This is a genomic window from Rhodanobacter glycinis, assembly GCF_900114325.1.
GTDB classification, from domain to species: Bacteria; Pseudomonadota; Gammaproteobacteria; order Xanthomonadales; family Rhodanobacteraceae; genus Rhodanobacter_A; species Rhodanobacter_A glycinis.
In genome coordinates, this window is the sequence record NZ_FOSR01000002.1 from 102,722 (window position 1) to 120,454 (window position 17,733).

General features: G+C 66.1%; 17 protein-coding genes. 13 read left to right on the forward strand and 4 right to left on the reverse strand.

Features of this window, described 5'->3' with window-relative positions; all coding sequences use genetic code 11:
* Positions 1-21: 21 nt before the first annotated feature.
* The 3 genes from BMY90_RS02815 to alaC all read right to left on the reverse strand — a co-directional run bounded on the left by BMY90_RS02815 (position 22) and on the right by alaC (position 3,165).
* On the reverse strand, positions 22-1,215 hold the full coding sequence (locus BMY90_RS02815; protein WP_092701285.1) for an NAD(P)/FAD-dependent oxidoreductase: 1,194 nt from the start codon (positions 1,213-1,215) through the stop codon (positions 22-24).
* A 145-nt stretch (positions 1,216-1,360) separates the two neighbouring features.
* The gene (locus BMY90_RS02820) at positions 1,361-1,837 is read right to left on the reverse strand and encodes a GNAT family N-acetyltransferase (RefSeq protein WP_008216553.1); all 477 of its coding nucleotides are present in this window, start codon (positions 1,835-1,837) and stop codon (positions 1,361-1,363) included.
* Between the two features lie 68 nt (positions 1,838-1,905).
* Positions 1,906-3,165 carry an alanine transaminase gene (alaC, locus tag BMY90_RS02825; RefSeq protein WP_092701288.1) on the reverse strand — a complete coding sequence of 420 codons (1,260 nt, stop codon included), beginning with the start codon at positions 3,163-3,165 and terminating at the stop codon, positions 1,906-1,908.
* A 195-nt stretch (positions 3,166-3,360) separates the two neighbouring features.
* Here alaC and BMY90_RS02830 point away from each other — a divergent pair, with 195 nt between their 5' ends.
* From BMY90_RS02830 to folE, 3 genes are all read left to right on the forward strand, one after another.
* Entirely contained in the window at positions 3,361-4,797 is a 1,437-nt protein-coding gene (locus tag BMY90_RS02830; RefSeq protein WP_092701291.1) for a DNA recombination protein RmuC, read from the forward strand.
* Between the two features lie 5 nt (positions 4,798-4,802).
* Positions 4,803-5,675 carry a class I SAM-dependent methyltransferase gene (locus BMY90_RS02835; protein ID WP_092701294.1) on the forward strand — a complete coding sequence of 291 codons (873 nt, stop codon included), beginning with the start codon at positions 4,803-4,805 and terminating at the stop codon, positions 5,673-5,675.
* A 70-nt stretch (positions 5,676-5,745) separates the two neighbouring features.
* Positions 5,746-6,354, forward strand: coding sequence for a GTP cyclohydrolase I FolE (gene folE, locus BMY90_RS02840; RefSeq protein ID WP_008216546.1), 609 nt, complete (start codon positions 5,746-5,748; stop codon positions 6,352-6,354).
* Between the two features lie 27 nt (positions 6,355-6,381).
* On the opposite strand, the gene cysK is transcribed toward folE, so the two are convergent.
* Positions 6,382-7,338 carry a cysteine synthase A gene (cysK, locus tag BMY90_RS02845; protein ID WP_092701784.1) on the reverse strand — a complete coding sequence of 319 codons (957 nt, stop codon included), beginning with the start codon at positions 7,336-7,338 and terminating at the stop codon, positions 6,382-6,384.
* Between the two features lie 150 nt (positions 7,339-7,488).
* Here cysK and BMY90_RS02850 point away from each other — a divergent pair, with 150 nt between their 5' ends.
* The 10 genes from BMY90_RS02850 (at position 7,489) to BMY90_RS02895 (ending at position 17,728) form a co-directional block, all read left to right on the forward strand.
* Positions 7,489-7,845: an EF-hand domain-containing protein gene (locus BMY90_RS02850; RefSeq protein WP_008216543.1), complete on the forward strand. Its 357-nt coding sequence runs from the start codon at positions 7,489-7,491 to the stop codon at positions 7,843-7,845.
* Positions 7,846-7,949: 104 nt separating this feature from the next.
* Positions 7,950-9,296, forward strand: coding sequence for a TCR/Tet family MFS transporter (locus tag BMY90_RS02855; RefSeq protein ID WP_092701298.1), 1,347 nt, complete (start codon positions 7,950-7,952; stop codon positions 9,294-9,296).
* Positions 9,293-9,799 (forward strand): DUF1993 domain-containing protein, encoded by a 507-nt coding sequence (locus BMY90_RS02860; protein WP_008216539.1) that lies wholly within the window; start codon positions 9,293-9,295, stop codon positions 9,797-9,799. The genes BMY90_RS02855 and BMY90_RS02860 overlap by 4 nt, the downstream gene beginning before the upstream one ends.
* Positions 9,800-10,000: 201 nt before the next feature.
* Positions 10,001-11,665, forward strand: coding sequence for an NAD(P)/FAD-dependent oxidoreductase (locus BMY90_RS02865; protein WP_092701301.1), 1,665 nt, complete (start codon positions 10,001-10,003; stop codon positions 11,663-11,665).
* Positions 11,666-11,779: 114 nt separating this feature from the next.
* On the forward strand, positions 11,780-12,064 hold the full coding sequence (locus BMY90_RS02870; protein ID WP_245734832.1) for a helix-turn-helix domain-containing protein: 285 nt from the start codon (positions 11,780-11,782) through the stop codon (positions 12,062-12,064).
* Positions 12,061-13,368, forward strand: a complete 1,308-nt coding sequence (locus BMY90_RS02875) for a type II toxin-antitoxin system HipA family toxin (protein ID WP_092701307.1) — start codon at positions 12,061-12,063, stop codon at positions 13,366-13,368. The genes BMY90_RS02870 and BMY90_RS02875 overlap by 4 nt, the downstream gene beginning before the upstream one ends.
* 129 nt (positions 13,369-13,497) lie before the next feature.
* Positions 13,498-14,160 carry a DsbA family oxidoreductase gene (locus BMY90_RS02880; protein WP_092701310.1) on the forward strand — a complete coding sequence of 221 codons (663 nt, stop codon included), beginning with the start codon at positions 13,498-13,500 and terminating at the stop codon, positions 14,158-14,160.
* Positions 14,161-14,195: 35 nt separating this feature from the next.
* The gene (gene dinG / locus BMY90_RS02885; RefSeq protein ID WP_092701313.1) at positions 14,196-16,301 is read left to right on the forward strand and encodes an ATP-dependent DNA helicase DinG; all 2,106 of its coding nucleotides are present in this window, start codon (positions 14,196-14,198) and stop codon (positions 16,299-16,301) included.
* A gap of 78 nt (positions 16,302-16,379) precedes the next feature.
* Entirely contained in the window at positions 16,380-16,937 is a 558-nt protein-coding gene (locus BMY90_RS02890; RefSeq protein WP_092701316.1) for a HutD/Ves family protein, read from the forward strand.
* Between the two features lie 212 nt (positions 16,938-17,149).
* Positions 17,150-17,728, forward strand: coding sequence for an NnrU family protein (locus tag BMY90_RS02895; protein ID WP_092701319.1), 579 nt, complete (start codon positions 17,150-17,152; stop codon positions 17,726-17,728).
* Positions 17,729-17,733 lie beyond the last annotated feature (5 nt).

Below are 17,733 nucleotides of genomic sequence, written 5' to 3' on the forward strand. Positions count from 1 at the left end.
GCCTTTGACACGCCACGCATTTCAGGTGCTGTGCGGCAAGCGCCCGCGCAACGACGACGCGTCGAACGGCCCCGCTTGCGCAATCAACTCGCGCGCCGCGTCCACCTGGTCCCAGGTATTCCACAGCAGCACGCCGCGCACGCGGCCACCGTCGAGGTAATACACCACGCCTTCGCGGCACGGTTCGCGCCAGTCCTCGACCACGTCGAGGTGGCTGTCGAGCAGGCCGACGGCTTCATAGCCCAGGTCGAACAGGTCGGAGTAGAAGAACGGCAGCGTGTCGTATGGCTCGTCGATGCCGGCCATCACGCGGCCGGCGTGCTTGCCCATGCCGACGGCGGCGTCCTCGTGTTCCACGCGCAGGCGTCGATCCAGCGCCGGGTTGCGGAAATTGGCGATATCGCCGGCGGCCCAGATGTCGGCGTCGCTGCTGCGCAGACGGTCATCGACGACAACGCCGTTATCGACTTTCAGCCCGGCCTGTTCCGCCAACTCGGCGTTCGGCGTCACGCCAATGCCCACCGCCACTGCATCCACGCGCAAGGTCTCGCCATCGGACAGCGCCAGTTCCACGCCCTCACCAACTGCCTTGCCATCTACCACGTTCACGCCGGCAGACACGGTCACGCCATGTTCGCGGTAGTAGTCGTCGAGGAAATGACACAGCGCATCGGGATAGCGACCCGCACCGATCGACGGCCCGGGGAACAGCATTGTCACCTTGCAGCCCGCGCCCGCCAGCGAGGCGGCCAGTTCGCTGCCGATGAAGCCGCCGCCGACCACCGCCACGTGCGCGCCCTTGACCGCGAAGCGGCGCAATGCGCGATAGTCGTCCAGCGTGCGGAAATGGATCATCCGTTCGCCGGCATCGAAAGGCAGTCGCCGCGGCGTGGCGCCGGTAGCCAGCAGCAATCGACAATAGCGATAGCTGTTGCCATGGTCGTCGCGCGCGAGGTGCGCGGCACGATCCAGTGCCACGATGCGCCGACCACCGTGCACCACCGCTCCGCTGGCGGCCGTATCCAGGTCGATATCGCCCGGCGACTTGTCGCCCTTCCACAACGCCTTGGACAACGGTGGCCGCTGATAGGGCGGCGCTGCCTCGTCGCCCACGATGCCGACATCGGCAGCGGCATCGATCTCGCGAATGGATTTGGCGGCGGCATCTGCGGCCATGCCGCCCCCGACGATCAGATAGTCATGACTGCATTCCACGACAGGCTCCACGTTGGACGGATTGCACCATCTTTACCTGCCACTGGATACGACAGCGTGAAATCACCGCCGCCCATCTCCGGTTGCCATCCGGCACGGAGTCGGAAGCGCGCGGAGGGCACCGGTTCGCGCTTGTGCGCCCGGCTCATCCAGCGGGTGCCCGTCCGTCGAGTTTCCGGGTCATGTAAACACTGTTCGGATCGCGTTTGTAACTTCCAAAAGGCGCACACGGTTCGAACCCGAACGATGCATACAAGCGCCGTGCAGGCTCGAAGAATGCCATCGAGCCCGTTTCCAGACTCAGCCTCGAATAACCGCGGGTGATGGCCTCTTGCACCAGGTGCCGCAACAGCATGGAAGCGACGCCACGCCGCACATGCGAAGCGGCGGTGCGCATGGACTTGATCTCGGCATGCGATCCGGTCAGCTGCTTCAGCGCCCCGAACCCGGCCAGCGCCTCGCCATCCCAGACACACCAAAAGGTGACGTCGGCACGACGCAATCCCTCCAGATCCAGTGCGTGGCGACTCTCTGCCGGCGCGGTCGGCGCCAGCGAGTCGAGATGCTCGCGAAGCAGTGCAAGAACCGCGGGGCTCTCCAGCTTGTCGATCCGGATCTCCAACCGTCCCCTCCCGAAAAATCCTGCCCGTGGAATGACCACGATGACTCAGGCAGGCGGACCGCATGAACTCAGCCGGTGCCGGCGCCCGCATCCTTCGTCGTCTCGCCTGCTGCCTTCGCCGCAGCGGGGAGCAGGCCATCCTTCCGGAACATTGCCTTGATGCCGCGCACCGCCTGGCGGATGCGATCCTGGTTCTCGATCAGGGCGAAGCGCACGTGGTCGTCACCGTAATCACCGAAACCCACGCCGGGCGACACGGACACCTTGGCCTCGGCCAGCAGCTTCTTGGCGAACTCCAGCGAACCGAGCGACAGGTACGGCTCGGGAATTTTCGCCCAGACGTACATCGACGCACGCGGGTTCTCTACCATCCAGCCGGCTTCATGCAGCCCCTTGACGAGTACGTCGCGGCGCAACTGATATTGATGAGCAATGTCGCGCACGCACTGCTGGTCGCCTTCCAGTGCAGCTATCGCAGCCACTTGCAGCGGGGTGAAGGTGCCGTAATCGTGATAGCTCTTGATCCGTGCCAGCGCTGCAACCAGCTCGGCATTGCCGACCATGAAACCGATGCGCCAGCCGGCCATGTTGTAGCTCTTGGACAGGGTGAAGAATTCCACCGCGATGTCCTTCGCGCCGGACACCTGCATGATCGATGGCGCCTTCCAGCCGTCGTAAGTGATGTCGGCGTAGGCCAGGTCGTGCACCACCAGCACGTCGTACTGTCTGGCCAGCGCAATCACCCGCTCGAAGAAGTCCAGCTCCACGCACTGCGCGGTGGGGTTCGACGGGAAGCCGAGAATCATCATCTTCGGCTTCGGAATGCTCTCGCGGATACCGCGCTCGAGCTCGGCGAAGAAATCGATGCCCGGCGCCATCGGCACCGAACGGATTTGCGCGCCCGCGATCACCGCGCCGTAGATGTGGATCGGGTAACTGGGATTGGGCACGAGCACGGTGTCGCCGCGATCCAGCGTGGCCAGCATCAGGTGCGCCAGGCCCTCTTTCGAGCCGATGGTGACGATGGCCTCGCTTTCGGGATCGAGCTCGACGCCATAGCGATCGGCATACCAATGCGCGATCGCGCGGCGCAAGCGCGGAATGCCCTTCGATGTCGAATAGCCGTGCGTGTCCGGCCGCTGCGCCACCATGCACAGCTTCTCCACGATATGCGGCGGCGTGGCGCCATCGGGGTTGCCCATGCTGAAGTCGACGATGTCCTCGCCGCGCCGACGCGCCGCCATCTTCAGCTCGGCGGTGATGTTGAAAACGTAGGGCGGAAGACGTTCGATGCGCGCGAAACGGCGCGGAGAACCGGGCTCGGTCATGATGATCTCGATGGTCGTAGGCGCCCGGAACCGTCCGAGCGACGCCGGCCGCCATGCGGCCTGTCACGGCATGTGGCGCCGCGATACGGGCAACCATATCGCCACGATCGGCCCGACGTCCAGCGTTGACGCGCCGTCCCGGAAACTGAGACGCCAGCGCGTAAACTTGTACCCTTGAATCCGCGGAAACGATCCATGCCTATCACCGACATTCTCCTGCTGGCCGTGCTCGTCGTGCTGGCATTGCAGGTATTCATCCTGCTGCGCAAGTCCGGCAGCCACGAGCTGGGCGCCCGGCTCGATGCCCTGAAGGACGACAACGAACGCCTGCAGCGCACGCTGCGCGAGGAACAGCGCGCCGGTCGCGAGGAGCTGCAGCAGGGCTTCGATCGCTTTCGCAACCACGTCGGCGAGCAGCTGACCGGCATGTCGCGCCAGCAGGCCGAACGCATCGACGGCTTCGGCCAACGGCTCGCCGCGCTCACCGACAGCACCAGCGCCGGGCTGCAGACGCTGGCACAACGCCTGGCCGATGACGCACGCAAGAGCCGCGAGGAACTCACGCTGGCGCTGAACCGCTTCGGCGAACAGCAGCAGCAGCGGCTGGGCGCCCTCACCGCCGACAACGAGAAGCGCATGGGCGAAGTGCGCGCCACGCTGGAGGCCAAGCTCGGCGCGATCCAGCAGGACAACGCCGCCAAGCTGGAACAGATGCGCGCCACCGTCGACGAAAAGCTGCAGAGCACGCTGGAAACCCGGCTCGGGCAATCGTTCCAGATCGTCACCCGCCACCTCGAAGCCGTGCAGCAAGGGCTGGGCGAGATGCGCAACCTCGCCACCGGCGTCGGCGACCTGAAGCGCGTGCTGACCAACGTGAAGAGCCGCGGCATCTACGGTGAAGTGCAGCTGGGCGCCCTGCTGGAGCAAATGCTCACTCCCGACCAGTACGAATCCAACGTGGCCACCGTGCCGGGCAGCAGCGAGCGGGTGGAATTCGCCATCTGCATGCCTGGCCAGCAGGACGGCGGACGGCTGTACCTGCCGATCGACGCGAAGTTCCCGGTCGAGGATTACCAGCGCCTGCTCGACGCACAGGATGCCGCCGATGCCGATGCCGCAGCGCTCGCCGGGCGCGCGCTGGAACTGCGCGTGCGCGAGGAGGCCAAGCGCATCGCCGGCAAGTACGTGGCACCGCCGCACACCACCGACTTCGCGGTGCTGTTCCTGCCCACCGAGGGGCTTTACGCCGAAGTGATCCGTCGACCGGGCCTGTTCGAAAACCTGCAACGCGACCACCGCATCACCATCGCCGGCCCGACCACGCTGAGCGCCCTGCTCAACAGCCTGCAGATGGGCTTCCGCACGCTGGCCATCGCCAAGCGCAGCAGCGAGGTATGGAGCGTGCTCGGCGCGGTGAAAACCGAGTTCGGCAAGTTCGGCGACGTGCTGGACAAGGTCAAGAAGAAGCTCGACGAGGCCGGCAAGCACATCGACGCCACCGGCGTGCGCACCCGCGCGATCGAGCGCCGGTTGCGCAGCGTGGAATCGTTGACCGAGGACGAGGCCGACGACCTGATCGGCGCCGTGCTGCCATCCCCCGGCACGGATGACGAGGAAGACAGCGAGGCCTGACGCCCATGCCACCCGATGCCACGGCGGTCCTGCAGGCGCGCATCGCGGAAATCGAACGCGATGACTCGCTGCAGCGCCCGGAGCGACTGCGCGAACGCATCGAGGCGATGGACCGGCTGGATGCCCTGCTCTTCGACGACGTGGCCGATGCGGTCCGCCGGCACGCCAGCGCGTTGATGCGGCAGCTGGAAACCGTCAACCACACGGCTTACCTCGCCATCCGTGCAGCCATTCGTGACGGCGAAGGCAAAGCCGTCATGCGCCACTGGCTGCAGGCACTCGCCGCACCGGCTGACACATCGCCGGATGGCCAGGCCTACGACGCCCTCGACAGCGTGCTCGCCGGTGTGCTGCCGTTCGACGAACCCGCTGGTGACGACGATGCGTTGCCGGCCGAGATGGTGTTCTACCAGCCCACGCCGGCCCGCCACATCCTCGACATGATCGAGCGCACTCGCCTCGACGCAACGGACGTGCTGGTCGACCTCGGCTCCGGCCTCGGCCACGTGCCGCTGCTGGCGACGATCTGCACGGGCGCGCGCTGCATCGGCATCGAGCGCAACGCGGCTTATATCGCCTGTGCCCGCCGTTGCGCCGAAGCACTGGCGCTCACGGGCGTCACCTTCGTCGAACAGGATGCCCGCGCCGCCGATCTCTCCACCGGCACCGTGTTCTACCTCTACACGCCGTTCACCGGCACGGTTTTGCGCAGCGTGCTGGATCGGCTGCAGCGCGAGGCGTCCGCCCGTCGCATCCGCGTGGCCACGCTGGGCCCGTGTACGGCGATCGTCGCGGGCGAAGCATGGCTGGTGCCGCTCGAACCGCCGCAACCGCACCGGGTCACCGTGTTTTGCTCCATCGCGCCGCGGCCGGCTTGAACCGCACCCGTCGCCGCCGGATTCGGCGGGCGCTACACTGGCAGACCCGCGCCGTCCCCCAGGAACCCGCATGAGCGAGCCGAACCACCCCACCGACGTCACCCGCGAACAAGCCGAGGATGCCGTGCGCACGCTGCTGCGCTGGGCCGGCGAGGATCCTTCGCGCGAAGGCCTGCTCGATACGCCCAAGCGCGTGGTCAAGGCGTATCGCGACTGGTTCGCCGGCTATGCCGAGGACCCGGGCGACTACCTGCTTCGCACCTTCAAGGAAGTCGAGGGCTACGACGAGATGGTGGTGTTGCGCGACATCGAGTTCGAAAGCCATTGCGAGCATCACATGGCGCCGATCATCGGCCGCGCCCACGTCGGTTACCTGCCGACCAACCGCGTGGTCGGCATCAGCAAGCTGGCGCGCGTGGTGGACGGTTTCGCCCGGCGTTTCCAGGTGCAGGAAAAGCTCACCGCGGAAATCGCCCACTGCATCCAGGAAAACCTGCAGCCGGCCGGCGTGGCGGTGGTGATCGACGCCAGCCACGAATGCATGACCACCCGTGGCGTGCACAAGCGTGGCGTGTCGATGGTGACCAGCCAGATGCTGGGCTCGTTCCGCGACGACGCCCGTACCCGCGCCGAGTTCCTCGAATTCATCGGCCTGCACGGCAGCGTGCGTTCGCGCTGAGGCCGGCGCGTTACCGGCTGGCGTGGTTCAACCCAGGCCGGCCAGCCACTCGTCGTCGGAGCCTTCAACCACGCCTTCGAGCAGGAAGGTGGACAGGTAGCGTTCGCCCGTGTCCGGCAACATCGCCAGGATCACGCTGCCCGGCTCCGCCGTCTTCGCGTAATCCAGTGCCGCCGCCACCGTGGCGCCGGCGGACACTCCGACGAAGATGCCTTCCTCCGTGGCCAGCCGGCGTGCGGTATCACGCGCGGCGATGTCGTCCACCGGCAAGTCCACGTCGAACACCTTGCGATTGAGCACGCCGGGCACGAAGTCCGGCGTCCAGCCCTGGATCTTGTGCGGCTGCCACTCCTTGCCCGCCAGCATCGACGCCACCGCGGGTTCGGCGACCACGATCTTCACCTCCGGCCGCGCCAGCTTGAGCATCTCGCCCACGCCGGTCAGCGTGCCGCCGGTACCCCAGCCGGAGACGAAGGCGTCCAGCCGGCGACCGGCAAAATCACTGAGGATTTCTGCGGCCGTCGTGCTGCGGTGGTAAGCCGGGTTGGCCGGATTGTCGAACTGGCGCGGCAGGAACCAGCCATGCTTCTGCGCCAGTTCTTCGGCGATGCGCACCATGCCGGTGCCGCGTTCGGCCGCCGCCGTGAGGATCACCTTCGCGCCGTAGGCGCGCATCAGCTTGCGGCGCTCCACCGAGAAGGTCTCGGCCATGACGGCAACGAACCCGTAACCGCGTGCCGCGCAAACCATGGCCAACGCCACGCCGGTATTGCCCGAGGTGGCTTCGATCACGGTATCGCCGGGCTTGAGCAGGCCTTTGCGCTCGGCGTCCAGGATCACCGCGATGGCGAGGCGATCCTTCACCGAACCACCGGGGTTGAACGCCTCCACCTTGGCGTACAGCGTGACGTGCGCGGGTGCCAGCCGGTGCAGCCGGACAACCGGCGTACCACCGATGGTGTCGAGAATGCTTTCGTAGATCATGGCGACCTCGAAAATGGACATCCGGGCCGGTTACGCTAAACCTGTTCACCGGCAAAAGCCATCGCTTTTTCGCCACCGATCCGGGCCGCGTGGCACCGGGCGTGCGGTCGGTCTCGCCGCGCCTCATCGACATGCCGCACACTACGGCCCATGCCATCGTTCATGCCCTTGCGCCGCTCCGGATTCGCCCTGCCGCTGATGCTCGCCTGCGCCACGCTGGCCGCCCAGGGTTACCCGCGAACGCCATCCGACTATCTGCGCCAGATGGACAGCAATGGCGATGGCCGGATCAGCATGGCCGAATACGTCGCCTACATGAGCCAGGGTTTCCATCGGATGGACAGCAACGGCGACGGCATCCTGGAAGCCAGCGAGCTTCCCGGTGGACACGGCCGCCCGGTGACGCTGACATCCTGGCAGGCCAACCTGCGTCGGCAATTCCATCGCCTGGACCGGAATCACGACGGCTATCTCGACGCACGCGAACTGGCCGCACCGCCGCGCTGAACCCCGCCGAAGCCGAACGCCACGGACGCGAGCCGGGTGACTTGTTTCCCGCGCCGGCCCTCGGCAGATGCGCTATCGTGCCCACCCCACCTGCCCTCGCTTCCATGGACGCATCCAAGCCGTCACCCTCGCGCCACGCCGCGCTCGCCTTCATCTTTGTCACGGTGACGGTGGACATGCTGGCGTTCGGCATCATCATCCCGGTGTTGCCGCACCTGATTGTCGAACTGATCGGCGGCAGCATTGCGCAGGCCGCGGTGTGGGTGGGCGCGTTCGGCGCACTGTTCATGCTGATGCAATTCGTGTTCTCGCCGGTACAGGGCGCGTTGTCGGACCGTTACGGTCGCCGCACGGTGATCCTGATTTCCAGCTTCGGACTGGGCATGGATTTCATCGTGATGGCGTTGGCGCCGGTGTTGTGGCTGCTGTTCGTGGGCCGTGCGATATCGGGCATGTGCGCTGCCAGCTTCACCACCGCGAACGCCTATATCGCCGACATTGTGCCGAAGGAAAAGCGCGCGGCAGCGTTTGGCACGCTGGGTGCGGCGTTCGGCATCGGTTTCATCGTGGGCCCGGCGCTGGGTGGCTTTCTCGGCCATCTGTCGATCCGCCTGCCGTTCTGGGTGGCGGCCGGATTGTCGCTGGTGAATTTCTGCTATGGCTGGTTCGTGCTGCCCGAGTCGCTGCCGCCGGAGCGCCGCAGCAAGCGCTTCGAATGGCGCCACGCCAACCCGCTGGGCGCCGTCATGCTGTTGCGCCGCTATCCGCAGGTGTTCGGGCTGGCGGCGGTGTTCTTCCTGATCAACCTGGCGCAGTTCTCGCTGAACTCCACCTACGTGCTGTACACCGACTACCGCTTCGGTTGGGGACCGCAGGTGGTGGGTTACACGCTGGGCCTGGTCGGCCTGTGCAGCGGGCTGGTGCAGGCCGTGCTGGTGCGCCGGTTGATGCCGTCACTGGGCGAGCGACGGATGATCCTGCTGGGACTGGTGCTGTGCATTGGCGGCTACGTGCTGTTCGGCCTGGCGCCGACCGCCTGGCTGTTCCTGCTCGGCATCCCGCTGCTGTCGCTCGGCGGGCTGGCCGGCCCGCCGGCGCAAGCGCTGGTGACGCATCAAGTCGACGCCCACGAACAGGGTCGCCTGCAAGGTGCGCTGAGCAGCCTGGCCAGTCTCGCCGGCATCTTCGGCCCGGCCTTGTTCGCCAATCTTTTCGCGCTATTCATCAGCAACCACGCGCCGGTACACCATCTGCCCGGCGCCGCGTTCGTGCTGGCTGCGCTGTTGCTGGCCGCCGCCACCCTGGTGGCCGTGCGCGCCACCCGTCCCTCGCAAACCACCGTGTCGGCCCCGAACGACGAAGCACCCATCGCCTTCCCCGGCGAGACGTCGCCCCTGGCCGCTCCCGTCGCCGACATGCTTCCCAACGAACCACCGGAGTCATCCCCATGAGCCTTTCCATGTATCAGGCATCCGTCCCCGTCTTCGTGCGCGCGCTGGGCAACCTGCGCCACGTGTTCCAGAAGGGCGAGGCGCATGCGAAATCGAAAAATGTGACCGACGAAGTGCTGCTGCAGACGCGGCTGATTCCCGACATGCTACCGCTGGTGAAGCAGGTGCAGATCGCCTGCGACATGGCCGCGCGCGGTGCCGCCCGACTGGCCGGCGCGGAGCCGAAGAGCTTCGAGGACAACGAGACCACGCTGGCGCAGGTGTATGCACGCATCGACGCCGCCATCGAGTACGTCAAGAGCTTCAAGCCCGAGCAGATCGACGGCAGCGAAGCCCGCGAAGTCCACATGAAGACGCGCAACGGCGAGGTGACTCTCAGCGGCCAGGATTACCTGCTCGGCTTCACCCTCCCCAACCTGTTCTTCCACTGCACCACCGCCTACAACCTGTTCCGCGGCATGGGCGTGGAGATCGGCAAGAGCGACTTCATCGGCAGTCCGTAAGCCCGCCGTAGCACCACCTTCACCTGTTCGCGCTGAGCGTCGCTCGCGTTGGCGAGCAGAGTCGAAACGCCTGGTGTCCTTCGACGCCAGCCCTTCGGGCCTGCGCTCAGGGTGAACGAGAGGGCGGGAAGGCAGCCATTCGCGCCGCCTTCCCTGCCCGGCATGCGAAAATCGCTTTCCACCTCTCCACGCCTTCCACGCATGCTGCGACTGACCGACATCAAGCTCCCGCTCGACCACGCCGACGAGGCGCTGGCAGCGGCCATCTGCGCGAAGCTGGGCGTGCCGCGCGACGCATGGCGCGATTACACCGTGTCCCGCCGCGGCTACGACGCGCGCAAGCGTGGCGCGATCGCGCTGATCTACACGCTGGATGTGGACGTGATCGACGAGGCTGCCCTGCTCGCACGCCACGCCGGCGACCCGCACGTGCAGCCCACGCCGGATACCACTTACCACTTCGTGGCCCAGGCCCCGGCGAAGATCACTCACCGTCCGGTGGTGATCGGTTTCGGCCCGTGCGGCCTGTTCGCCGCGCTGATCCTGGCGCAGATGGGCTTTCGCCCGATCATCCTCGACCGCGGCAAGGAAGTGCGCGAGCGCACCAAGGACACCTGGGACCTGTGGCGCAAGCGCAACCTGCATCCGGAGTCGAACGTGCAGTTCGGCGAGGGCGGCGCCGGCACCTTCTCCGACGGCAAGCTGCACAGCCAGATCCGCGATCCGCTGCACCACGGCCGCAAGGTGCTTACCGAATTCGTGAAGGCCGGCGCGCCGGAGGAAATCCTCTACGTCAGCAAGCCGCATATCGGTACCTTCCGGCTGGTGACGATGGTGGAGAACATGCGCGCCACGATCGAATCGCTGGGCGGCGAAATCCGTTTCAGCCAGCGCGTCGACGACCTGCTGATCGATACCGACACCGCCGGCGAACGCCACGTGCGCGGCGTGACGCTGGCCAGCGGCGAGCAGCTCCGCGCCGATCACGTGGTGCTGGCGCTTGGCCACAGCGCGCGCGACACCTTCGAGATGCTGCACGCGCGTGGCGTCTACCTGGAGGCCAAGCCGTTCTCGATCGGCTTTCGCATCGAGCATCCGCAATCGGTGATCGACCGTGCGCGTTTCGGTCCGCAAGCCGGCCACCCGATCCTTGGCGCGGCCGATTACAAACTGGTGCATCACTGCAAGAGCAGTCACGCCGGCAACGGCCGCTCGGTCTACAGTTTCTGCATGTGCCCCGGCGGCACCGTGGTGGCGGCCACCAGCGAGCCCGGTCGCGTGGTCACCAACGGCATGAGCCAGTACTCGCGCAACGAACGCAACGCGAACGCGGCGGTGGTGGTCGGCATCGAGCCATCCGATTTTGTGCCGTTCGACGGCCGGCTCGAAAACGGCCAGCCCAGTCCGCTCGCCGGCATCGCGTTGCAACGCGCCCTGGAAAGCCACGCCTACGTCCTCGGCGGCGAAAGCTACAGCGCCCCCGCACAACTCGTCGGCGATTTCCTCGCCGGCCGCCCCTCGCGTGAATTCGGCGACGTGCAACCGTCCTACCAACCCGGCGTGACCCTGGGCAGCCTCGACAGCGCGCTGCCCGACTACGCCATCGCCGCCATCCGCGAGGCGCTGCCCGCATTCGAGCGACAGATTCGCGGCTACGCCATGTCCGACGCCATCCTCACTGGCGTTGAAACCCGCACGTCATCACCGGTACGCATCAAGCGCGACAACGACAGCCTGCAAAGCCTCAACACCCGCGGCCTGTATCCCGCCGGCGAAGGCGCCGGCTATGCGGGAGGCATCCTTTCCGCCGCTGTGGACGGCATCAAGGTGGCCGAGGCACTGGCGTTGAGCATGGCGGAAAGCTGATAACCCAGGCAAAGCCTGGACTTGCGAGAGATTGTCTACGTACGACGACATGCCTATAATGTCGCCGTACGTGGACAATTCATCATGTCGCCGTATGGCGACATCGAGGTTATGATGCTGATCAGGACTCCGCAGGATATTGGCGCCTTGCTACGCGAGCGGCGCCAAAAAGCCGGCCTCGATCAGGCCGAGCTGGCCCGGCGCGTCGGCGTCAGTCGGCAATGGCTGGTCGAGGTGGAGCATGGCAAGCCACGCGCCGAGATCGGCCTGGTATTGCGTGCGCTCAACGTGCTGGATATCCCGCTGGAAGTCGGCACACCTCGCTATGCCACGGGCGTAGCCGACACTCCGGGGATCGATATCGATGCCATCGTCGATGCTGCACGCAAACCACAATGAGCGCGCAAAGTCTCGTCGTCCTGATGAACGGCACGATGATCGGTGAGGTCATCCGTGATCGCAGCGGCCGTTCGCGTTTCGTCTACGCCAACGCCTGGCGACAGCAGCACAATGCGATCCCGTTGTCGCTGTCCATGCCATTGGTGCGTGCCGAGCATCCGCACGCCGCCATCGACGCTTTCATGTGGGGATTGCTGCCGGATAACGAGCAGACCCTGACGCGCTGGGCCAACCGTTTTCACGTCTCCGCCCGCAACGCCTTCAGCTTGCTCAGCCATATCGGAGAAGATTGCGCGGGCGCCGTCCAGTTCGTGCCGCCGGAACGGCTCGATGCAGTACAAGTGACCGCTGAAGAAGACATTGTCTGGCTGAGCGAAGCGGATATTGGCGAGCGACTGCGTGCCTTGCGAAACGATCCTTCCGCTACCCGCCGCGCCGGCGACCACGGCCAGTTCAGCCTCGCCGGAGCGCAACCCAAAACCGCCCTGTTGCTGCGCGATGGCCGATGGGGCGTCCCCGCCGGGCGCACGCCGACCACGCATATTCTGAAACCGCCCAGCGATGCGTTTGACGGCCACGCCGAAAACGAACACTTCTGCCTGACCCTGGCCCGTCGCCTCGGGCTGCCGGCCGCGTATTCCGAAGTACGGCGGTTCAACGGTGAGGCCGCCATCGTCGTCACCCGCTTCGATCGCATCGAGCACGACGGCCAACTGCTGCGCGTTCATCAAGAGGATTTCTGCCAGGCCCTGGCCATCTCGCCCACGCGCAAATACCAGAATGAAGGTGGCCCAAGCCCCGAGGCCATCGTCGATGCACTGCGCACTCATTCCAGCGCCCCGGCGCGCGACGTCGACACCTTCATCGATGCGCTGGCATTCAACTGGCTGATTGCCGGCACCGACGCCCACGCGAAAAACTACGCGCTGCTGTTCGGCGGCGGCGGTCGCATCCGCCTTGCGCCGCTGTACGACCTGGGCAGCGCGCTACCCTATCCATCACTGCGCCAGGACAAGCTGATCCTGGCGATGAAGATCGGCAACACCTACCGCTTGCGCGACATCCACCGGCATCATTGGGAAAAGCTGCTGCGCAGCGCCCATGTCGATGTCGATGCCGCACTGACACGCATCACCGCCATGGCCACCGCGTTGCCCGACCACGCCAGCGACCTGTCGCGCTTCATGCGCAGCGAAGGTGTCGGCCATCCCATGCTTGAACGCCTGCCGTCGCTGCTTGCCATGAGCGCACACGACAAACTGGCACGGCTGTCCCGGACCGACAACAGTCACGACGATGCTTGAACGCCAACGGGATCAACCAGTACGAGTCCATAGCGACTCTGCCTCAAGCAAGCGCGATTGATTACTCCTCTGCATGCCCGCATGTGAGATGGGGTCCACGGCAATTGCCGCAACCTAACGTACGCGCCCATGACTACCCCACGCGAATCCACCCCCATCCGCATCGACTTCGTCTCCGACGTCTCCTGCCCGTGGTGTGCGGTGGGACTCGCTTCGCTGCAGCAGGCATTGAAGCATCTCGACGGCGAGGTCACGGCGGACATCCACTTCCAGCCGTTTGAACTGAATCCGCAGATGCCGGCCGAAGGCGAGGACGCTACCGAGCACCTGGTGCGCAAGTACGGCAGTTCCGCTGAGCAGATCGATGCCAACCGCGAGGCGATTCGCGCGCGCGGGGCCGCTGTCGGTTTCACCTTCAACATGGACCGGCGCAGCCGCGTCTACAACACCTTCGATGCACACCGGCTGCTGCATTGGGCCGAGCTGGAAGGCCATCAGCTCGCACTGAAGCAGGCGCTGCTGCGCGCGTATTTCACCGAGGGCGAAGACGTCAGCGCGCACGACACGCTGGTGCGGATCGCCTCCGACGCCGGGCTGAATGCCGACCGGGCACGACAGATTCTTGCCGGCAGCGAATTCGCCGACGAAGTGCGCACGCAGGAGGAATTCTTCACCTCGCGCGGCATTCACTCGGTGCCGGCCACCATCGTCAACGGCCAGCACCTGATTTCCGGCGGACAGCCACCGGAGGCGTTCGAGCAGGCCTTGCGGCAGATCGCCGCCGCAGGCTGAGCCATCCACCGCTCCGGCCGTGGGACAATGGCCGGATGCTTACCGACACCACCAAGGACGCCATCCGCGCCGCCTATGCCCGCCTGAAAGACGGTTTGCCGGGTTTTCGCGCACGCGGTTCGCAAGGCAAGATGATTGCCGAGGTGGCCAAGGCGCTCAGCCGCAGTGGCGGCGCGGCGGCGATCGAGGCGCCCACCGGCACCGGCAAGTCGATGGCTTACCTGATCGCCGGCGTGGAAGTCGCGCGCTTCCAGAAGAAAAAGCTGCTGATCGCCACCGCCACCGTGGCGCTGCAGGAACAGCTGGTCCAGCGCGACATTCCGCTCTACCTCAAGCTCAACGGTATCGAGGCGAAAGTGGCGCTGGCCAAGGGGCGCGGCCGCTATCTGTGCCCGCGCAACCTGGCCATGGCCCGCAACAGCATGAACGACTCGGGCCAGATGGGACTGGCCGGCTTCGACGCCGACCTGGCGCTGTGGGCCAAGCCGCCGCAACCGCGCGACAAGCAGGCGTTGGCCCAGCTCGGCGCCAGCTTCGACAGCGGCGAATGGAACGGCGACATGGATAGCGCGCCGGAACCGGTCAGCGACCTGCTTCGCCCCATGCTCACCACCAGCGCCGGTGGCTGCACCAACCGCAAGTGCGGCTTCTTCATGACCTGCCCGTTCTTCAGTGCACGCCGTGCGGTGGAAGATGCCGAAATCATCGTGGCCAACCAGGATCTGGTGCTGGCCGACCTCACCATGCCCGGTGAGGACGAAGGCTGGGGCGGCGTGATCCTGCCGCGTCCGGACGAGACGCTGTACATCTTCGACGAAGGCCATCACGTGCCCGGCAAGGCGATCGATCGCGGCGCCTCCGAGGTCTACATGAACGCCACCGTGCGCCAGCTGAGCCGGCTCGGCCGGCAGGTGCATGCGGCGTATTCGCTGACCGACAAGGAAGTGCTGGGCAAGCTCACGCTGGATGTCGGCGACGCCAAGCTGCAAGAGCTCAGCGACGCGCTGGAAGAGCTGGAAAAAACCATCCGCCTCGGCTGGCTGCCCGATCCGGGCGAAAACGAGCCGATGTATCGCGGCTCGCTCGGCCAGCTTCCGGAGGCATGGGTAGAACACGCACGCATGCTCAGCCTGCTCACCGGCGAAGTGCAGCGCTGGCTGACCGCCGTGCGCCGCGCGATCGTCGAGATGACCGACGGCGGCCCGACCCAGGAAGCCTTGTCGCGCGAGCTGGGCATGGCCCTGGAACGCATTGGCAAACAAGCCGCCTGCTGGCGCGCCTGGGCCAGCGACGATCCCGACAACGCCCCGCCGCTGGCGCGCTGGGTCACGCTGGGCGGCGACCAGCAACTGGTCTGCCACGCCTCGGCGGTTTCCGCCGGCGGCCTGCTGCGCACCGTACTGTGGGGCAACGCCAGCGGCGTGGTACTGACCTCGGCCACGCTCAGCGCCGGCGGCAATTTCCGCGGTTTCGCCGATGCGGTGGGTCTGCCCGATGATGCGGTGACGCTGAGCCTGCCCTCGCCGTTTGATCTCTCCGCCCAGGCACGGCTGGAAGTGCCGCTGATGCGCTCGATGCCCGACGCACGCGAAGAGCACGCGCAGGAAATCAGCGACTGGCTGGCCGAATATCTCGACTGGGATGCCGGCAACCTGGTGTTGTTCACCTCGCGCGCCAAGCTCGACCGCGTGCTGCAGCGTCTGCCGATCGACAAGGTGCGCAAGGTGCGCGCGCAGGGCTCGCTGGCCAAGGCGCAATTGCTGGCCGAACACAGCGCCGACATCGAATCCGGCAAGGGCAGCACGCTATTCGGACTGGCCTCGTTCGGCGAAGGCGTCGACCTCCCCGGCAAGCTGTGCGAGACCGTGGTCATCACCCAGCTGCCGTTCGCGGTGCCCACCGACCCGGTCGGCGCCACCTACGCCGAGTGGCTGGAATCGCGCGGACGCAACCCGTTCATCGAGGTCAGCGTGCCCGAAGCCACGCGCCTGCTGACCCAGTATTGCGGCCGCCTGATCCGCAACGAAACCGACACCGGACGCATCGTGCTGCTGGACCGCCGCGTGGTCACCAAGCGCTATGGCGCGGGCATGCTGCGCGCGCTGCCGCCGTTCGAACGGGTCATCGAGCGGGTGACATGATCACCGTCTCGAACCATCGCCCCCTGCACGCAGGGGGAGAAGAAAAGCAACGCCTTCCGCACCGTGAGCTGACCCTCCATGCCCATCATTCGCCTCGATGATTGCCTCGCCCAGCCATGGAAAAATGGCCTCGGCCGTACCCACGAAATAGCCGTCCATCCGTCCAATGCAGGCATGGACGATTTTCTGTGGCGCATCAGCGTAGCCGAGGTGGACAGCGCCGCGCCGTTCTCGATCTTTCCCGGCATCGACCGTGTCATCACCCTGCTCGACGGCGACGGTTTCAACATGACGCTGGATGGTGAGCGCACGCATGCCCTCACCACGCCATGCGCACCGTTTGCCTTTGCCGGCGAGGCGCAGGTCGCGGTGACCTTGGCCGGCGGCCCCACCCGCGACTTCAACCTGATGGTGCGGCGTTCGCAAGTGCGTGGTGACGTCCGCGCCTGTCGGGATGCCGGCCCCCTCACCGCCGATGATGCCGTGGTGCTGGTGTATTGCGCACGCGGCATGATAGCCAGCGCCGAGGGCACGCTGCGTGCGGGCGACGCGTGGCGACCGTCGCCCCACGCTGCCCCACTGTTTGTGCACCCTGACGCGGTGGCGCTGGTTGTTCGGGTTGAAGTCGCCACCTGACTAGCCCAGGAAACATCGAGGCATCCTGGAGAGGGGCACCGGTCGCCCAACCCGACCAACGCACGCGATCCTCGCAGGCACCCCAGTCAGAACGAGCTTGCCGGCTTGAAAGACCACAGAACGGCGCTTTCCGCCTTCCTGCAACAGGTCGCGAACGCCGCGTACGCAAGCCGCCTATACTCGGCCTTCATTGCCGCTATCGGAGCTCCGCGATGTCCATGCTGATTCTCGGCCTGGTGATTTTCCTGGGCATGCATTCGGTGCGCATCTTCGTCCCCGACTGGCGCGAAAAACAGGTTGCCCGCCTGGGCGTGCTGCCCTGGAAGGGCCTGTATGCCACCGTCTCGATCATCGGTTTCGTGGTGCTGATCTGGGGCTTCGGACTGGCGCGGCAGCACCCCGCACTGCTGTACATACCGCCGATGTGGCTGCGCCATCTCAATGCGCTGTTCACCCTCGTCGCCTTCGTACTGCTTGCTGCGGCCTATGTGCCACGCAACCGGATCAAGGCCAGGCTGGGTCACCCGATGCTGCTGGCGGTCAAGGTGTGGGCTCTCGGCCACCTGCTGGCCACCGGCATGTTGCGCGACGTGGTGCTGTTCGGCGCGCTGCTGGCGTGGGCCATCGCACTGTTCGCCGTATTGCGCCGACGCGATCGCCTCACCGGCACGACCTATCCCGCCGGCACCCTGCGCGGAGATGTGACGACCGTGCTGATCGGCGTGGTGGTCTGGGCGATATTCGCATTCTGGTTGCACCAGGCGCTGATCGGCGTGAACCCGATGGCCTGAGATTT

Bases quoted from the DNA above. Each gene is read 5' to 3' on its own strand.
- alaC (WP_092701288.1), bottom strand. From the start codon at position 3,165: ATGACCGAGCCCGGTTCTCCGCGCCGTTTCGCGCGCATCGAACGTCTT.
- BMY90_RS02875 (WP_092701307.1), top strand. From the start codon at position 12,061: ATGAGCGCGCAAAGTCTCGTCGTCCTGATGAACGGCACGATGATCGGT.
- BMY90_RS02835 (WP_092701294.1), top strand. From the start codon at position 4,803: ATGCCACCCGATGCCACGGCGGTCCTGCAGGCGCGCATCGCGGAAATC.
- BMY90_RS02890 (WP_092701316.1), top strand. From the start codon at position 16,380: ATGCCCATCATTCGCCTCGATGATTGCCTCGCCCAGCCATGGAAAAAT.
- BMY90_RS02850 (WP_008216543.1), top strand. From the start codon at position 7,489: ATGCCATCGTTCATGCCCTTGCGCCGCTCCGGATTCGCCCTGCCGCTG.
- dinG (WP_092701313.1), top strand. From the start codon at position 14,196: ATGCTTACCGACACCACCAAGGACGCCATCCGCGCCGCCTATGCCCGC.
- BMY90_RS02880 (WP_092701310.1), top strand. From the start codon at position 13,498: ATGACTACCCCACGCGAATCCACCCCCATCCGCATCGACTTCGTCTCC.
- BMY90_RS02865 (WP_092701301.1), top strand. From the start codon at position 10,001: ATGCTGCGACTGACCGACATCAAGCTCCCGCTCGACCACGCCGACGAG.
- BMY90_RS02830 (WP_092701291.1), top strand. From the start codon at position 3,361: ATGCCTATCACCGACATTCTCCTGCTGGCCGTGCTCGTCGTGCTGGCA.
- BMY90_RS02870 (WP_245734832.1), top strand. From the start codon at position 11,780: ATGCTGATCAGGACTCCGCAGGATATTGGCGCCTTGCTACGCGAGCGG.
- cysK (WP_092701784.1), bottom strand. From the start codon at position 7,338: ATGATCTACGAAAGCATTCTCGACACCATCGGTGGTACGCCGGTTGTC.
- BMY90_RS02895 (WP_092701319.1), top strand. From the start codon at position 17,150: ATGTCCATGCTGATTCTCGGCCTGGTGATTTTCCTGGGCATGCATTCG.
- BMY90_RS02855 (WP_092701298.1), top strand. From the start codon at position 7,950: ATGGACGCATCCAAGCCGTCACCCTCGCGCCACGCCGCGCTCGCCTTC.
- folE (WP_008216546.1), top strand. From the start codon at position 5,746: ATGAGCGAGCCGAACCACCCCACCGACGTCACCCGCGAACAAGCCGAG.
- BMY90_RS02860 (WP_008216539.1), top strand. From the start codon at position 9,293: ATGAGCCTTTCCATGTATCAGGCATCCGTCCCCGTCTTCGTGCGCGCG.